Genomic DNA, 14,513 nt, shown 5'->3' on the forward strand with positions numbered 1-14,513 from the left:
GCGTGAGGTCCATGGCCCGCCAGAGTCCCCCCGGTGAGGTGCTGCCGTCGGCCGCACCCGGGCCGGTGACCGCCGGCCACGAGCCCTTCTCCGAGCAGGACATCCGCGCCCTCGTCGGAACCGCCGCCGTCGAGAAGGGCACCGCTTACGCGGACGAGGGCCGCGTGCGCGAGCTGCAGTGGTTCGGCGGCCGCACCCGCCTCTTCGGCCAGGTCCGCGGATCCGGGCGCTCGCCGTACGCCGTGAGCGTGCAGCTCCGCGACGAGGGCGAGCACTGGACCCTCCTCGGCGGCGCCTGCAGCTGCCCGGTCAAGCACGAGTGCAAGCACGTCGCGGCCGTCCTGATCGAGGCCCTGCGCCGCGAGCGCGAGGGCGGAGTGGCCGGTCCCTTCCCGGGCGAGGCCGCTGTCGACGCCGTCCCGGAGTGGCGCAGCGCGCTCGCCCCGCTCCTCGCCGGCGCGGAGCGCTCGCACACCGGCATCCCGCTCGGCCTGCAGTTCGAGCTGCTGCCCGGCGAGCCCGTGCGTCGCCCGCCCGGCCGCTACAACTCCTACCGGCCGCCGCCCGAGCCGCGCCCGCGCCTGGGCGTGCGCCCGGTGCGGATGGGCGACCGCGACCGCTGGGTCCGCACCGGCACCAGCTGGCGCGACCTCGGCTACCTGCACTACAGCCACGACTACGACGAGCGCCAGATCGACGTGATCCGCGAGATGCAGGGCCTGCTCTCCGGGCACAGCGCCTCCAGCTACTACTCGCCCGACACCTGGCTCTACCTCGACCAGTGCCGGAGCGAGGCGATCTGGGCGGCACTGCACGGCGCCGTCCGCGCGGGCATCGGCCTGGTGATGGGCGACCGCGACCAGACGCCGCTGAAGATCCTCGACACGACGGCCACCGCCTCCATCGACGTCACGCGCACCGCCGCCGGCCTCGAGCTGCGCTCGCTCGTCGCGATCGGCGACCACCCGGCGCCCGAGGAGTTCGGCTTCATCGGCGACCCGGCCGTCGGCCTCTACACGTGGGAGGGCGGCGACGAGATGCGCGCCCGCCCGGTCACGCTCATCCCGTTCGCCGCGCCGCTGCTGTCCTCCGCGCGCACGTTCCTCTGGAGCCGTGAGGCCATCCGCATCCCGGTGGCCGAGGAGTCGGCGTTCCTCACCGAGCACTACCAGCGGCTGCACCGGCTGTTCGACATCGTCTCCCGCGACGGCTCCTTCGAGGCGCCGGCGGTGCCCGAGCCGCGCCTCGGCCTCACCCTCGAGCACACCGACGGCGCGGGCCTGCGCGGCTCGTGGTGGTGGCGCTACGGGGTGGAGGGAGCGCGCGGCGGCGTGGACGCCGAGCGGCTCCCGCTGCGGGTCGGCGAGGACGCGGGCTACCGCGACCCCGAGGCCGAGCAGCGGATCCTCGACTCCCTCGTAGGAGCGGGTCTCGACCCGGAGTCGACGCCGGCCCTGGTGTCCCCGTCGAGCAGGCGCCTGCGCCCCACCTTCGACCTGCGCGGCATGCAGACCGTCGGCTTCCTCACCGGCGAGGTCGAGCGGCTCCGCGAGCTCGGCACCGTCGAGATCGAGGAGATCGGCGAGCGCGTCGAGTACCGCGAGGCGCAGACCGCGCCCGTGGTCGCCGTGCAGACCGTCGCCCAGCCCGACAGCCGCGACTGGTTCAACCTCGAGATCTCCGTCACCGTCAACGACGAGGCGGTCCCGCTGGCCGAGATCTTCCTCGCGCTCGCCCGCGGCGACGAGTACATGGTGCTGCCCAGCGGCGTCTACTTCGCCCTCGACGACGAGCGGTTCGGCCGCCTCCGCGAGCTGATCGCCGAGGCCCGCGAGCTCTCGGACGACCCCGGCGAGACCCTGCGGATCAGCCGGTTCCAGTCCTCCCTCTGGGACGAGCTGGTCGAGCTGGGCGTCGTGGAGGCCCAGGCCGCCGCGTGGCGCCGCTCCGTGGAGGGGCTCTCCGGCTTCACCGCGACCGGTGCGCTGGAGTCGCGGGTCCTGCCCGAGGGCTTCGCCGTGGAGCTGCGGCCCTACCAGCAGCTCGGCTACGACTGGCTCTCGTTCCTCTACGACAACCAGCTCGGCGGCGTGCTCGCCGACGACATGGGCCTGGGCAAGACCGTGCAGTCCCTCGCCCTGGTCACCCGGGTGATGCAGGAGCAGCGCGCCGCGGCCGCGGAGGCGGGCACCTCGCCGCGCCCGTTCCTCGTCGTCGCGCCCACCAGCGTGGTGCCCAACTGGGTCGGCGAGGCCAAGCGCTTCGCCCCGGACCTCCGCGTCGTCGGGATCGACGAGACGTCGAAGAAGAAGCGGAAGGCGCTCTCGAGCGTCATCGGCGAGGCCGAGCTGGTCGTCACCTCCTACGCCCTGTTCCGGCTCGACTACGAGTCGTACTCGGGCATCCAGTGGTCGGGGCTCCTCCTCGACGAGGCGCAGTTCGTCAAGAACCGCCAGTCGGCGACGCACCAGCTCGCGCGCCGGCTCGACGTGCCCTTCAAGCTCGCCATCACGGGAACGCCGATGGAGAACAACGTGATGGAGCTCTGGTCGCTGCTGTCGATCGTCGCTCCGGGCCTGTTCCCCTCGCCCGCCGGGTTCGTCGAGTTCTACCAGAAGCCGATCGAGCGCGAGGCCGACAGCGAGAAGCTCTCGCAGCTGCGGCGGCGCATCCGCCCGCTGATGCTGCGGCGCACCAAGGAGCTCGTCGCCAAGGAGCTGCCGCCCAAGCAGGAGCAGACCCTCGAGGTCGAGCTCGGCCCGAAGCAGCGGAAGGTCTACGACACGTACCTGGCGCGGGAGCGGCAGCGCGTGCTGGGCCTGATCGGCGACTTCGAGAAGAACCGCTTCGCGATCTTCCGCGCGCTGACCGTGCTGCGCCAGGTCGCGCTCGACGCGGCACTGGTCGACGAGGCGCACGAGAGCGTGCCCTCGACCAAGCTCGACCTGCTCGACGAGCTGCTGGGCGACGCCCTCGGCGAGGGGCACCGCGTGCTGGTGTTCAGCCAGTTCACGCGGTTCCTCGGCCGGGTCCGCGGCCGGCTGGACGCGGCGGGCATCGAGTACGCCTACCTCGACGGAGCGACGAAGAAGCGCGACGAGGTCATCGAGCGGTTCCGCTCGGGCGCGGCGGGCGTGTTCCTGATCTCGCTCAAGGCCGGCGGCTTCGGGCTCAACCTCACCGAGGCCGACTACTGCATCCTGCTCGACCCGTGGTGGAACCCCGCCACCGAGTCGCAGGCGGTCGACCGTGCGCACCGCATCGGCCAGACCCGCTCGGTCATGGTCTACCGCCTGGTCGCGAAGGACACGATCGAGGAGAAGGTGATGGCCCTCAAGGAGGCGAAGGCCGCGCTCTTCGCCGCGGTCATGTCGGACGACGGCGCGGCGGCCACCGGCGGGATCACCGCCGAGGACGTGCGCGAGCTGCTGGGCTGAGCGCCGCCGCTACTCGCGCACCTGCTCCAGCAGGGTCGTGACGGCGGCGCGGGTGTCGGCGGCGAGTCGTCCGAGGCGGTGCGCGGCACGGATCGACACCGGCCGGTACGGGTGCACGAGCCGCCGGGCCGCCGTGCAGGGCAGCGCGAACGCCGCGACGACGCCCGCGTCGATCCCGTCGAGTCCGCCGTCGTCCCGGCCGAAGACGAGCTCCCGACCCTCGCGGGCGAGAGCCTCCGGCAGGTCGGCCTCGCCGATCGGGAGGCGCAGCACGGCGAGCAGGCCGGCCGCCTGCACCCGGCGCGGCAGCGGGCGTCCGAGGCGTCCCGCCGCGTGCACCGTGAAGAAGTCGGCCTGCCGCTCGAGGATGCCCGTGACCGTCTCGGCGAGGCGCTCCATCTCGGGGTGCAGCGAGAGCCGGGCGAGCCGGCGGTAGCCGTGCACCGCGACCCGGGCGTCCACCGCGAGGGCCAGCGCGACGGGGCCGGCGAGGGAGGCCGCGGCGCGGTCGAGGAGCGGGCGCGACCTCACCGTCGGCTCCGGCGGGCGGATGTCGATGCCGCGGATCTGCGGCGAGGCCGCGAGCACGTCGCCCAGGGCGTCGGCGATCCGGTGCCGCTCGGCGGCCCAGACGGACGCGAACGCGCGGACCTGCTCGTCGGGGTGGGCGCGCGCGAGGGGGAGCACCCGGGCCACGGTGGCGTGCTCGATCGCCCGCAGGTACGCGGTGGCGACGATGGCCTCGCGGTCCAGCGGCACCTCCTCGAACTCGCGCACTGAGAAGTGCTCGCGCAGGGCGCCGTGCGCGCTGCGGTGGTGGTCCTCGAGGTCGAACGGTTCCGCGATGCCCACGTCGTGCTCCTCCGCTAGTCCGGTCCCTCCATCCTGGGCCCCCGGTGCGAGAGGCGGAAGAGCACGCGCCCATCCCTGGGACACTGGGAGCCGGTCATCAGGCGGCCGGGGGAGCAGGGCGGGATGAGCGGGGCCCGGACCTCGGCGATCGGCGCCGTCCTCCTCGCCGCCGTCTGCTTCGGCACGACGGGGACCGCCCAGGCCCTCGGAGCGGCGGGCGTGGATCCGCTCCTCCTCGGGGCGGCGCGCATCGTCCTCGGCGGCGCCCTGCTGGCCGCTCTCCTCGGCGTGGAGGCTCTGCGCCGGCGGAGCCGCTCCCGCCCGACCCGCGCCGTCGTGCTGCTCGTCGTGCTCGGAGCGGTCGGCGTCGCCGCGTACCAGCCCGCCTTCTTCACCGGCACCGCGCAGAACGGCGTCGCGGTCGGAACGATCGTCGCCCTCGGCTCCGCTCCCGCCTTCACCGGCCTGCTGGAGTGGCTCGTCCTGCGGACGACCCCGAGCCCGCGCTGGTTCGCCTCGACCGCGCTCGCCGCGGTCGGCGTGGTGCTCCTCAGCGGAGGCGGATCCGGCGGCGTGACGCTCCCCGGCCTCGCCGCCTCGGCCGGCGCCGGCGCCTCCTACGCGCTCTACGCCGTCTGCGGCAAGCTGCTGCTCGAGCGCGGGCTCAGCCCCGTCGCCGCCATGGGAGCCCAGTTCGGGGCCGCGGCGCTGCTGGCGCTCCCGTTCCTGCTGCTGGGCGATCCGTCGCGGCTCTCCGGCTCGATCCCGGCCGTGCTCTGGCTCGGAGTGGTGACGGTCGCCGTGGCCTACACCTTCTTCGCGCGCGGCCTGCGAGCGCTTCCCGCGGCGACCGTCTCGACGCTCACCCTCCTGGAGCCGGCGACCGCGACTCTCCTCGGCGTGGCGGTGCTGGGGGAGCTGCTCACCGCGGGAGCCGTCCTGGGCATCGCGGTGCTGGTGGCGGCGGTGCTGCTGCTGGCGGTGCGGGGGCGCGGCCGGCGGTCGAGACGGGCCGAGTGAGGATCTGCGACGATCCGGAGGCGGTCGTCACGCGGTGGAGAGGTCCGCGGCCGTCGAGTCCGCAGCCCAGCTCGCCAGCAGAGTCAGGCCGTCCTGGGAGCGGGAGCCGGCAGCGGCAGTGAAGACCAGCAGCTGGAGTCCCGGCTCCGAGGCGAGGTCCATGGCCTCGAAGTGGAGGTCGAGATCGCCGACGAGCGGGTGGCGGATGCTCTTCGCGCCGGTGCTGTGCTCGCGGACGTCGTGGGAGGACCACAGGCGGCGGAAGAGATCGCTGCCCGTCGAGAGCTCGTCGACCAGGTCGCCGAGGACCCGGTCGAAGGGGCTCCGCCCCGCCTCCCTGCGCAGGACGGCGACCATCTGCCCCGCACCGTTCTCCCAGTCGCGGTAGAAGGTCCGGGCACGCGGGTCGAGGAAGGTGAACCGAGCCGCATTCGCAGGGCCCGCCCGGTCGACGAGCATCTCCGAGAAGAGCGCTCGCCCCAGACGGTTGGTCCCGATGCAGTCGAGTCGCCCGTTCTGCACGTAGACCGGCACCGTCGACATCGCGTCGATCATCCGCTGGACGTCGGGACGGAGGGTCCGCGCGCGCGGCGCGGGGCGGCTTCCGCGGGTCGGGCGCCCCGGCGCGGCGCCGCGGACCAGGTCGAGCAGATGGGCGTGCTCCGCCTCGTCCAGGCGCAGCGCCCGGCTGATCCCCTCCAGGACGGCCTCGGAGACGCCGGCCGCGGTACCGCGCTCGAGTCTGCGGTAGTACTCCGGGCTCATCCCCGCGAGCAGGGCGACCTCCTCCCGGCGCAGTCCCGGGACTCGTCGACGACCGCCGAAGTCGGGCAGCCCGGCCTGCTCAGGCGTCAGGCGGGCGCGCCTGGTCGTCAGGAACTCCCTGAGGTCGTCGTGGCTGTCCATGTCTCGACGCTAAGGCCTGCGGCTGCTCGGAGCGGGGTACTGCCGGTGACCCCGTCGGCAGGGCCTCCCGCTACTCCGAGCGACGAGCCGAGACTGGGGCGTCCCGATACGACAGAAGGAGCAGGGCATGAAGAACGCACGTCTCGGAGGCCTGACCGTCTCGAGGATCGGCCTCGGCGCCATGACCATGGCCGGCACTTACACGACCGGGGGAGCTCTCGACGACGACGAGTCGATCCGGACGATCCACCGGGCGCTCGATCGCGGAGTGACGCATCTCGACACCGCGGAGATCTACGGTCCCTTCCACAGCGAGGAGCTCGTCGGCCGGGCCGTCCGCGGCCGCCGCGACGAGGTGCGGATCGCGACCAAGTTCGGCCTCGTCTCGCACTCCGGGGGAGGACCGGGCGTCGTCGACAGCAGTGCGCGCAACATCCGGGCCGCTGTCGAAGGCTCCCTCCGCCGGCTCGGCACCGACCGCATCGACCTCTACTACCAGCACCGGGTCGACCGCGGGACGCCGATCGAGGAGACCGCCGGAGCTGTCGCCGAGCTGATCTCCGAAGGCAAGGTCCTCCACTTCGGGCTCTCCGAGGCCTCGCCTGCGACGATCCGGCGCGCCCACGCCGTCCAGCCGGTGTCGGCGCTCCAGACCGAGTACTCGCTCTGGACGCGCGACGTCGAGGCGGAGATCCTGCCGCTCCTCCGCGAGCTCGGGATCGGATTCGTGCCCTATTCGCCTCTCGGTCACGGGCTGCTCACCGGTCAGCTGCGCTCGGTCGACGACATCCCCGAGGGGGACTGGCGGAAGTCGAACCCCCGCTTCATCGGCGACAACTTCCGCCGCAACCTCGCGCTCGCCGACGAGGTCCGCGCCATCGGTGCGGAGATCGGAGCGACTCCGGCGCAGACCGCGCTCGCGTGGATCCTGACCCGCGGAGACGACATCGCCCCGATCCCGGGGACCCGCCGCGTCGCGCGGGTGGAGGAGAACACCGCGGCCGACGCTGTCGAGCTCGGTCCCGAGCTGATCGAGCGCCTCGAGAGGCTCGAGCCGGCCGCGGGGGATCGGCACGACGAGGCGAACACGGCGACCATCGACCGGTGACCGCACCCGCTGCGGACCGGTCGCCTCGGTGCGGACACGTGCGACAGAGGCGCCGCCGCGCTCCGCGGAGTAGCGTCGACTCCCACCGACCCGACGACGAGGCGGAGCGCATGACCAACCCGTGGCTGGCCCGCCCTGGCAGCGGTCGGCGGCGCGCGCTGGTCGAGGAGTCGTGGGAGCGCGCACGGCGGCGGCGCCTCGATCCGGACCGGCTGACGGCACCGCTCTCGTTCTCGGGCGACGACCTCCGCGAGTACCGCACCGGGCATCCGCTCGCCTCGGTCCTCCCGGTGATCCGTCGCCTGCTGGTGCGCGACGCCGACGAGGACAGCGGCGTGCTGGTCGCGGTGGGCGATGCGCTCGGGCGGCTGCTCTGGATCGACGGGGACCAGCACCTCAAGAGCCTCGCCGAGGGGATGTCGTTCGTCGAGGGCGCCGCGTGGGCCGAGCCCGACGTCGGGACGTCCGCGCCGGGGACGGCCCTCGTGCTCGATCACGGCGTGCAGATCCACGGCGCCGAGCACTTCGCCTCGCTCGTGCACCCGTGGAGCTGCACCGCCGTCCCCGTGCACGACCCCGAGACGCACGAGATCCTCGGAGTGATCGACATCACCGGCGGCGCCGACGTCGTCGCCCCGCAGACCCTCCCGCTGATGGAGGCGACCGCCGCCGCCGTCGAGAGCGAGCTGATGGTGCAGCGGCTCCTCCGCCCGCGGCGGCCCGCTGCACGGAGCACAGCGGCGGCCCGGGCGCCGAGCCTGCGGGTCCTCGGGCGCGAGACGGGCCTGGTGACGGCCGCCGGAGCGACGCTCGAGCTGAGCACCCGGCACGCCGAGATCCTGACCCTGCTCGCCTGGCACCGGGCCGGGCTCTCGGCCGAGCAGCTCGCCCTCCTGCTCCACGGCCGGGACGACGCGGTGGTCACCGTCCGCGCCGAGATGGTGCGGCTGCGCCGCGCGCTCGAGCCGACCCTCCCGCGCCTGGTGCCCCTCTCGCGCCCCTACCGCCTGGCGAGCCCGGTCGACCTCGACGCCCGCCAGGTGCTGGGCCTGCTCGACCGCGGCTCCCACCGCCTCGCCCTGGACGCCTACCGGGGCGCGCCGCTGCCCTCGTCCGAGGCGCCGGGGATCCGGGCGATCGCCGGCGAGCTGCGCCTGCGGGTGCGGGCGAGCGTCCTCGCCGATGCGGCGCCCGCGACCCTCCTCGCCTGGGCGGAGGGCCCGGACGGCCGCGACGACGCGGAGGTGTGGCGGGAGCTCCTGCGCGTCCTCCCGCCCCGCTCGCCGCGGCGTGCCGGTGTCGCCGCGCACCTCGAGACGATCGAGGCGGAGCAGCGCTGAGCCGTCCCGTCCGCTCCCGGGAGTCCCGCCGGAGCCGTCCGGCCGCGGAACCGTCTCGCTAGCCTCGACGCATGAGCACCCTCGCACCACCTCCCCGGGCCCTCGCGAGCGGAGTCGCGGGGGGCCTGCTCCTGATGGCGGTCTTCACGATGTGGTGGGCGAGCGACACCACGGTCGGCTGGCCGGCACCGGCGGCGACGACCGCCGTGACCGTCTGCGCGCTCGCGGCCGTGGTCTTCGCCGTGCAGGCCGTCCGCCTCCTCGTCGCCCGGCGGAGGATGGCGGTGGAGCTCACCGACGCCGACCGCGCGGCGAAGCCGAACGGCGTGCTCTTCGGGGCGGTCTTCGCCGCGGAGGGCGTGCTGATCGGTGTCGCGGTGGGAGTCCTCACCGGCACCGGGCTCGACCGCTTCCTCGTGCCGGCCATCGCCGTGATCGTGGGCCTGCACTTCTACCCGATGGCGAGGATCTTCGGCCGGACCCTCGACCTCTGGCTCGCCACCTGGACGACGCTGGTCGGAGCGATCGGAGTCGTCGTGCTCCTCGTCGACGGCTCCGCCTGGCCGCAGGTGTGGTCCTGGGTCGGCGCGGGGGCCGCAGCGGCAACGGTGACCTACGGCGTCTACATGAGCCGGATCGCCCAGCACCTGCTCGCCTGCGTCTGAGGTCCGGGGTCGCGGGGCCGTCCTCCTCGGGCGGCCGCGTCTCCGCCCGGCCGGTCCGGTCTCCGTCCTCGCCGCTCCCGCCGGTACGTCGACCCGTGCAACGTCGTGCAACCCCCCGCGACGTAGCGTCAGGACCGGGCGCCCACCCCGCGCCCACGACAACGACGTCGATGGAGGTCCACATGACGCTGTACGCCGACCAGGTCGCCGAGCAGGCACCGCAGGAGCCGGGTTCCACGGTCTACGCGAATCCAGGCACCGAGGGATCCGTCGCCTCCTTCCGCTCGCGCTACGACCACTACATCGGAGGCGAGTACGTCGCCCCCGCGAGCGGCCAGTACTTCGAGAACATCACCCCGATCACCGGGAAGCCCTTCTGCGAGATCGCCCGCGGCACCGCCGCCGACGTCGACCGTGCCGTCGAGGCGGGCTGGAAGGCGTTCGCGAGCTGGGGGAAGACCAGCCCCGCCGAGCGCTCGAACATGCTCCTGAAGATCGCCGACCGCATGGAGGCGAACCTCGAGCTGCTCGCCGTCGCCGAGACGTGGGAGAACGGCAAGCCCGTGCGCGAGACCCTCGCCGCCGACATCCCCCTCGCGATCGACCACTTCCGCTACTTCGCCGGAGCGATCCGCGCGCAGGAGGGAGGCGTCTCCGAGATCGACCACGACACGATCGCGTACCACTTCCACGAGCCGCTGGGCGTGGTCGGGCAGATCATCCCCTGGAACTTCCCGATCCTGATGGCCGTGTGGAAGCTCGCGCCGGCGCTCGCCGCGGGCAACTGCGTGGTGCTGAAGCCGGCCGAGCAGACGCCGGCGTCCATCCACGTGCTGCTCGACCTGATCGGCGACCTCATCCCCGCCGGCGTGCTCAACGTCGTCAACGGATTCGGGTTCGAAGCGGGCGCACCGCTCGCCTCCCACCCGCGCATCCGCAAGATCGCCTTCACCGGCGAGACGACCACCGGCCGCCTGATCATGCAGTACGCCAGCGAGAACCTCATCCCGGTGACGCTGGAGCTGGGCGGCAAGAGCCCCAACGTGTTCTTCGCCGACGTCGCCGCGGAACGCGACTCCTTCTACGACAAGGCGCTCGAGGGCTTCTCGTTCTTCGCCCTCAACCAGGGCGAGGTCTGCACCTGCCCGTCGCGGGCACTCGTGCAGCGCTCGATCTACGACGACTTCGTCGGAGACGGCCTCGAGCGGGTCAAGCGGATCAAGCAGGGCAACCCGCTCGACACCGCCACGATGATCGGCGCCCAGGCCTCGAACGACCAGCTCGAGAAGATCCTCTCCTACATGGACATCGGCAAGCAGGAGGGAGCGAAGCTGCTCATCGGCGGCGACCGCGCCGACCTCGGCGGCGAGCTCAGCGGCGGCTACTACGTCAACCCGACCGTGTTCGAGGGCCGCAACTCGATGCGCATCTTCCAGGAGGAGATCTTCGGACCCGTCCTCGCCCTCACCTCCTTCGACGACTTCGACGACGCGATCGGCATCGCCAACGACACCCTCTACGGCCTCGGCGCCGGAGTGTGGAGCCGCAACGGCGCCCAGCTCTACCGCGCCGGCCGGGCCATCGAAGCCGGCCGCGTCTGGTCGAACACCTACCACCAGTACCCCGCGCACGCGGCGTTCGGCGGCTACAAGCAGTCGGGCATCGGACGCGAGAACCACAAGGTGATGCTCGACCACTACCAGCAGACGAAGAACCTCCTCGTCTCCTACGCGGAAGGACCGATGGGCTTCTTCTGAGTCGGTTCGCGCGGGCTCCTCGTTCCTCGTCGCCCGTGCCGCGGTCGGCTCGCCGACGTGGCCGGGTGGGGAGGAGCGGGGAGCGTCCGCACCGAGACGGATCCGCTGGCACGCGGATCCGCCGTTCGGTGCTGGTTGGCACGGGCTCCTCGTTCCTCGTCGTCCGTGCCGCGGTCGGCTTGCGGAGGTGGCCGGGTGGGGAGGAGCGGGGAGCGTCCGCACCGAGACGGATCCGCTGGCACGCGGATCCGCCGTTCGGTGCTCGGCCCTGCGGGCGAGGCACCTGGCGGCGCGCGGAAGGACGGTGCTCGGCCCTGCGGGCGAGGCACCTGGCGGCGCGTGGGAGAACGGTGCTCGGCCCTGCGGGCGAGGCACCTGGCGGCGCGTGGGAGAACGGTGCTCGGCCCTGCGGGCGAGGCAGCTGGCGGCGCGTGGGAGAACGGTGCTCGGCTCTTCGGGCGAGGCATCGGACGAGGGGGCGCCCCCTCATGTTGATCGAGTAGTCCGCGCAGCGGCGTATCGAGACGCCGCCCGGAGGAGCGTCCGGCGTCAGCGGGCGGGCGCACACAGACATTCCGCACCACGAGCGAAGGAGCACCAACCATGACCTCCACGAGGGTCGACGTCACTGCGGAGGCGGCCGGCATGCTCCGCCGGATGACGGCTCTGCACGGGCCGCTCATGTTCCACCAGTCGGGCGGATGCTGCGACGGCAGCTCCCCGATGTGCTTCCCCGCCGGGATGTTCCGCACCGGCGCCTCGGACGTGCTCGTCGAATCGCTCCGGCTCGACGGCCTGGACCCGATCGACTTCTGGATGTCCCGCTCCCAGTTCGAGTACTGGAAGCACACCCACCTCACCGTCGACCTCGTCGACGGGCGGGGCAGCGGATTCAGCGTCGAAGCCCCCGAGGGCAAGCGCTTCATGATCCGCAGCCGACTGCTCACCGACGACGAGCTCGTCGAGTTCGGGCTGCTCCCCGCCGGAGCCGTCGAGCCCTGAGCCGGCTTCCCTGACCCGTTCCCCCTGACCCGTTCCCGTCGCAGATCCTCGCCGACCGGCGACGTCCCGGTCCAGCGGTGTCAGCCGCTCGGAGCGGGAGCGGGCGGCGCCTTCCCCGTGCTCAGCTGCACTTTCACCACCGAGCCCTTGTCCACGCGGGTGCCCGCGGCCGGGCCGGTGCCGGCCACGGTGTTCATCGGCTGCGTCGAGTCGACCTGCGACGTCGCTCCGGGAGTGAGCCCTGCTGCGGTCAGCGCCTGCGCGGCGGAGTCGCTGGTCCGGCCCGACAGGTCCGGCACGGTGACCTGCGGCGCCGCGATGAGCGACTGGTCGGCCTGCGGGAAGTCGGAGCCGCCGTAGCGGGAGTCGATCGCCGTCATCAACGGCTTCCAGATCCGGTGGCGTGCCGAGGGCGCCCAGCCGCTGTCGAAGTCGATCGAGTCGAGGTTCACCCTCGAGCCGTCCGCGCGTGCCGAGATGCTGCCGACCCAGACCGCGAGGGAGGTCTCGGTCGAGGCGCCGATGGCCCAGGTGTCGGCGGAGTTGTCGGTGGTGCCCGTCTTGGTGATGTGCTGGATGCCGTTCTTCGGATCGTCCTCGACACCCGTGCCCTCGGCGGTCACCTTGAGCATCGTGTACTGCATCGCCGAGGCGACCCTCGACGACACCGCCCGGCTGCAGGTCGTCTCCACCGGCTCGATCTCGCGGCCGTCCGCTCCGACGATCGCCGTGATCGCGACGGGGGTGCAGGTCGTGCCGTTCGCGGCGATGCCGGAGTAGGCGGTCGCCATGGTGAGCGGTGCGATCTCGTTGGTGCCGAGGACCGCTCCCGGCGACTGCACGAGCGCGGTCCCGTCCGCGCGGTGCACTCCGAAGGCCTCGGCCTGCTTGCGGATCTCGCACTGGTCGAGCAGGTGCGACATCCCGGTGAAGCCCGTGTTCAGCGAGTAGATCGTCGAGTACAGCGCCGTCTGGGTGTCGGTGTAGCCGCCGTCGCCGGCGTTCTTGGGGTTGTAGGAGTCGTAGTCCCAGGTGCCCTCGCAGCTGTCGGCGAAGCCGGTCCAGTTCTTCTGCTTCGAGTCGAACTGCTCGAGCAGGGTGTGCCCGCGGTCGAGCCACTCGGCGAGCGTGAACACCTTGTAGGCGGAGCCGGTCTGGAAGCCGTTGCCGCCGCCCGCGGACGCGTCGACGTTGAGGTTGATCGCCGAGAACTCCGGCCCGCTCGCGATCACGTCCGGGTCCTGGCTGTAGCGCTTGTTCTGCACCATCGTGAGGATGCGCCCGGTGCCGTTCTGGACGGCGACCGCCGTCGCCCCGACGTCGAAGCGCGGATCGGAGGAGGGGACCTGCTCGTCCATCAGCTCCTGCGCGGTCCTCTGCAGATCGAGATCGATCGTCGTGTAGACCTTGATCCCGCCCTGCTTGATCGCCGCGTAGCGCTCGTCGTCGGTCGCTCCGAGCGCCGGGTCGTCTCGGAGGACGTGGGTCACGTAGTCGCAGAAGTAGGCCGCGCTGCCGGCCGTCTGGCAGCCGGTGGACGGCGGGGTGATGTCGGGGGTGATCGCCTCGGCGGCCGCGGCGTCGTGCGCGGCCTGGTCGATGCTCCCCGTCTCGAGCATCCGGTCGAGGATGTAGTCGCGCCGCTCCCGGGTCTGCGCGTAGCCGTTCGCTTCGCCGTTGGCCGTGTCGTCCGGACGGTCGAAGCGGAACTTCTCGGGGTTGTTCACGATGGCCAGGAGCGAGGCGGACTGCGCGAGGGAGAGGTCGGCCGCCGGGATGCCGTAGTAGTACTCCGCCGCGGCCTCGATGCCGTAGACGGTGCCTCCGAACAGCGCGATGTTGAGGTAGCCGAGGAGGATGTCGTCCTTCGAGGACACCTTCTCGAGCCCGATCGCGAGCCGCATCTCCTTGAGCTTGCGCTCGGCCGTGGTCGCCGTCGCCTCCGCGTACGCGCGGTCGCGGTCCGCCTCGTCCGGGATCGACTCGGCCTTCTGCACCAGCACGTTCTTCACGTACTGCTGCGTGATCGACGAGCCGCCCTGGGTGTCGCCGTCGAGGAGGTAGGTGCTGGCGATGGCGCGGAGGGTGCCCTGCAGGTCGATCCCGCCGTGGTCGTAGAAGCGCGGGTCCTCGCTCGCGACGAGCGCGTCCTTCACGGAGTCGGCGATCCGGTCGGCCGGCACCTCGATCCGGTTCTGGTCGTAGAAGGAGGCCAGCAGCGTCGGATCGTCCGGGTCGCCCGCGTAGACGTCGCTCTTCTGCATCAGGCGCCCGACCTCGAGGTAGCTCGGGAGGGACTGGAACGCCGAGATGGTGCCGGAGGTCGCCGCGCCGGTGAGCGCGGCGGCGGGGGCGACCACGAGCGAGGCGAGCAGACCCGCCAGGACGCTGACGATCACGAATCCGAACAGCGCGCCGAGAGCCCC

10 protein-coding genes are annotated in these 14,513 nt (G+C 72.6%); 7 read left to right on the forward strand and 3 right to left on the reverse strand.

Annotated features, from left to right (window positions below; translation table 11 throughout):
• The first annotated feature begins 11 nt into the window (after positions 1 to 11).
• The gene (locus tag GSU40_RS03590) at positions 12 to 3,437 is read left to right on the forward strand and encodes a DEAD/DEAH box helicase (RefSeq protein ID WP_104224188.1); all 3,426 of its coding nucleotides are present in this window, start codon (positions 12 to 14) and stop codon (positions 3,435 to 3,437) included.
• A gap of 9 nt (positions 3,438 to 3,446) precedes the next feature.
• On the opposite strand, the gene GSU40_RS03595 is transcribed toward GSU40_RS03590, so the two are convergent.
• Complete coding sequence (locus tag GSU40_RS03595; protein WP_104225933.1) at positions 3,447 to 4,289, reverse strand: hypothetical protein; 843 nt, start codon at positions 4,287 to 4,289, stop codon at positions 3,447 to 3,449.
• A gap of 123 nt (positions 4,290 to 4,412) precedes the next feature.
• Between GSU40_RS03595 and GSU40_RS03600 the strand changes: the two genes are divergently transcribed.
• Positions 4,413 to 5,309: an EamA family transporter gene (locus GSU40_RS03600; protein ID WP_160033718.1), complete on the forward strand. Its 897-nt coding sequence runs from the start codon at positions 4,413 to 4,415 to the stop codon at positions 5,307 to 5,309.
• A 27-nt stretch (positions 5,310 to 5,336) separates the two neighbouring features.
• On the opposite strand, the gene GSU40_RS03605 is transcribed toward GSU40_RS03600, so the two are convergent.
• Entirely contained in the window at positions 5,337 to 6,215 is an 879-nt protein-coding gene (locus GSU40_RS03605) for a helix-turn-helix transcriptional regulator (RefSeq protein WP_160033720.1), read from the reverse strand.
• A 127-nt stretch (positions 6,216 to 6,342) separates the two neighbouring features.
• Here GSU40_RS03605 and GSU40_RS03610 point away from each other — a divergent pair, with 127 nt between their 5' ends.
• From GSU40_RS03610 to GSU40_RS03630, 5 genes are all read left to right on the forward strand, one after another.
• A complete protein-coding gene (locus GSU40_RS03610; RefSeq protein WP_104328855.1) occupies positions 6,343 to 7,323 on the forward strand; it encodes an aldo/keto reductase in 981 nt (326 codons plus the stop codon).
• A 110-nt stretch (positions 7,324 to 7,433) separates the two neighbouring features.
• Positions 7,434 to 8,663, forward strand: a complete 1,230-nt coding sequence (locus tag GSU40_RS03615) for a GAF domain-containing protein (RefSeq protein ID WP_104224191.1) — start codon at positions 7,434 to 7,436, stop codon at positions 8,661 to 8,663.
• A gap of 71 nt (positions 8,664 to 8,734) precedes the next feature.
• The gene (locus GSU40_RS03620; protein WP_160033722.1) at positions 8,735 to 9,328 is read left to right on the forward strand and encodes a hypothetical protein; all 594 of its coding nucleotides are present in this window, start codon (positions 8,735 to 8,737) and stop codon (positions 9,326 to 9,328) included.
• A gap of 182 nt (positions 9,329 to 9,510) precedes the next feature.
• Entirely contained in the window at positions 9,511 to 11,085 is a 1,575-nt protein-coding gene (locus GSU40_RS03625; RefSeq protein ID WP_104233506.1) for an aldehyde dehydrogenase family protein, read from the forward strand.
• A 603-nt stretch (positions 11,086 to 11,688) separates the two neighbouring features.
• Positions 11,689 to 12,087, forward strand: a complete 399-nt coding sequence (locus tag GSU40_RS03630; RefSeq protein ID WP_104249764.1) for a DUF779 domain-containing protein — start codon at positions 11,689 to 11,691, stop codon at positions 12,085 to 12,087.
• 80 nt (positions 12,088 to 12,167) lie between these two features.
• On the opposite strand, the gene GSU40_RS03635 is transcribed toward GSU40_RS03630, so the two are convergent.
• Entirely contained in the window at positions 12,168 to 14,486 is a 2,319-nt protein-coding gene (locus tag GSU40_RS03635) for a transglycosylase domain-containing protein (RefSeq protein ID WP_160033724.1), read from the reverse strand.
• Between the last annotated feature and the right edge of the window lie 27 nt (positions 14,487 to 14,513).

Origin of the sequence: Rathayibacter sp. VKM Ac-2805 (assembly GCF_009834265.1) — a bacterium.
GTDB lineage: Bacteria > Actinomycetota > Actinomycetes > Actinomycetales > Microbacteriaceae > Rathayibacter.

Excerpts from the sequence above, each read along its gene's own strand:
- GSU40_RS03590 (WP_104224188.1), top strand. The coding sequence starts at position 12 with ATGGCCCGCCAGAGTCCCCCCGGTGAGGTGCTGCCGTCGGCCGCACCC.
- GSU40_RS03600 (WP_160033718.1), top strand. The coding sequence starts at position 4,413 with ATGAGCGGGGCCCGGACCTCGGCGATCGGCGCCGTCCTCCTCGCCGCC.
- GSU40_RS03605 (WP_160033720.1), bottom strand. The coding sequence starts at position 6,215 with ATGGACAGCCACGACGACCTCAGGGAGTTCCTGACGACCAGGCGCGCC.
- GSU40_RS03610 (WP_104328855.1), top strand. The coding sequence starts at position 6,343 with ATGAAGAACGCACGTCTCGGAGGCCTGACCGTCTCGAGGATCGGCCTC.
- GSU40_RS03615 (WP_104224191.1), top strand. The coding sequence starts at position 7,434 with ATGACCAACCCGTGGCTGGCCCGCCCTGGCAGCGGTCGGCGGCGCGCG.
- GSU40_RS03620 (WP_160033722.1), top strand. The coding sequence starts at position 8,735 with ATGAGCACCCTCGCACCACCTCCCCGGGCCCTCGCGAGCGGAGTCGCG.
- GSU40_RS03625 (WP_104233506.1), top strand. The coding sequence starts at position 9,511 with ATGACGCTGTACGCCGACCAGGTCGCCGAGCAGGCACCGCAGGAGCCG.
- GSU40_RS03630 (WP_104249764.1), top strand. The coding sequence starts at position 11,689 with ATGACCTCCACGAGGGTCGACGTCACTGCGGAGGCGGCCGGCATGCTC.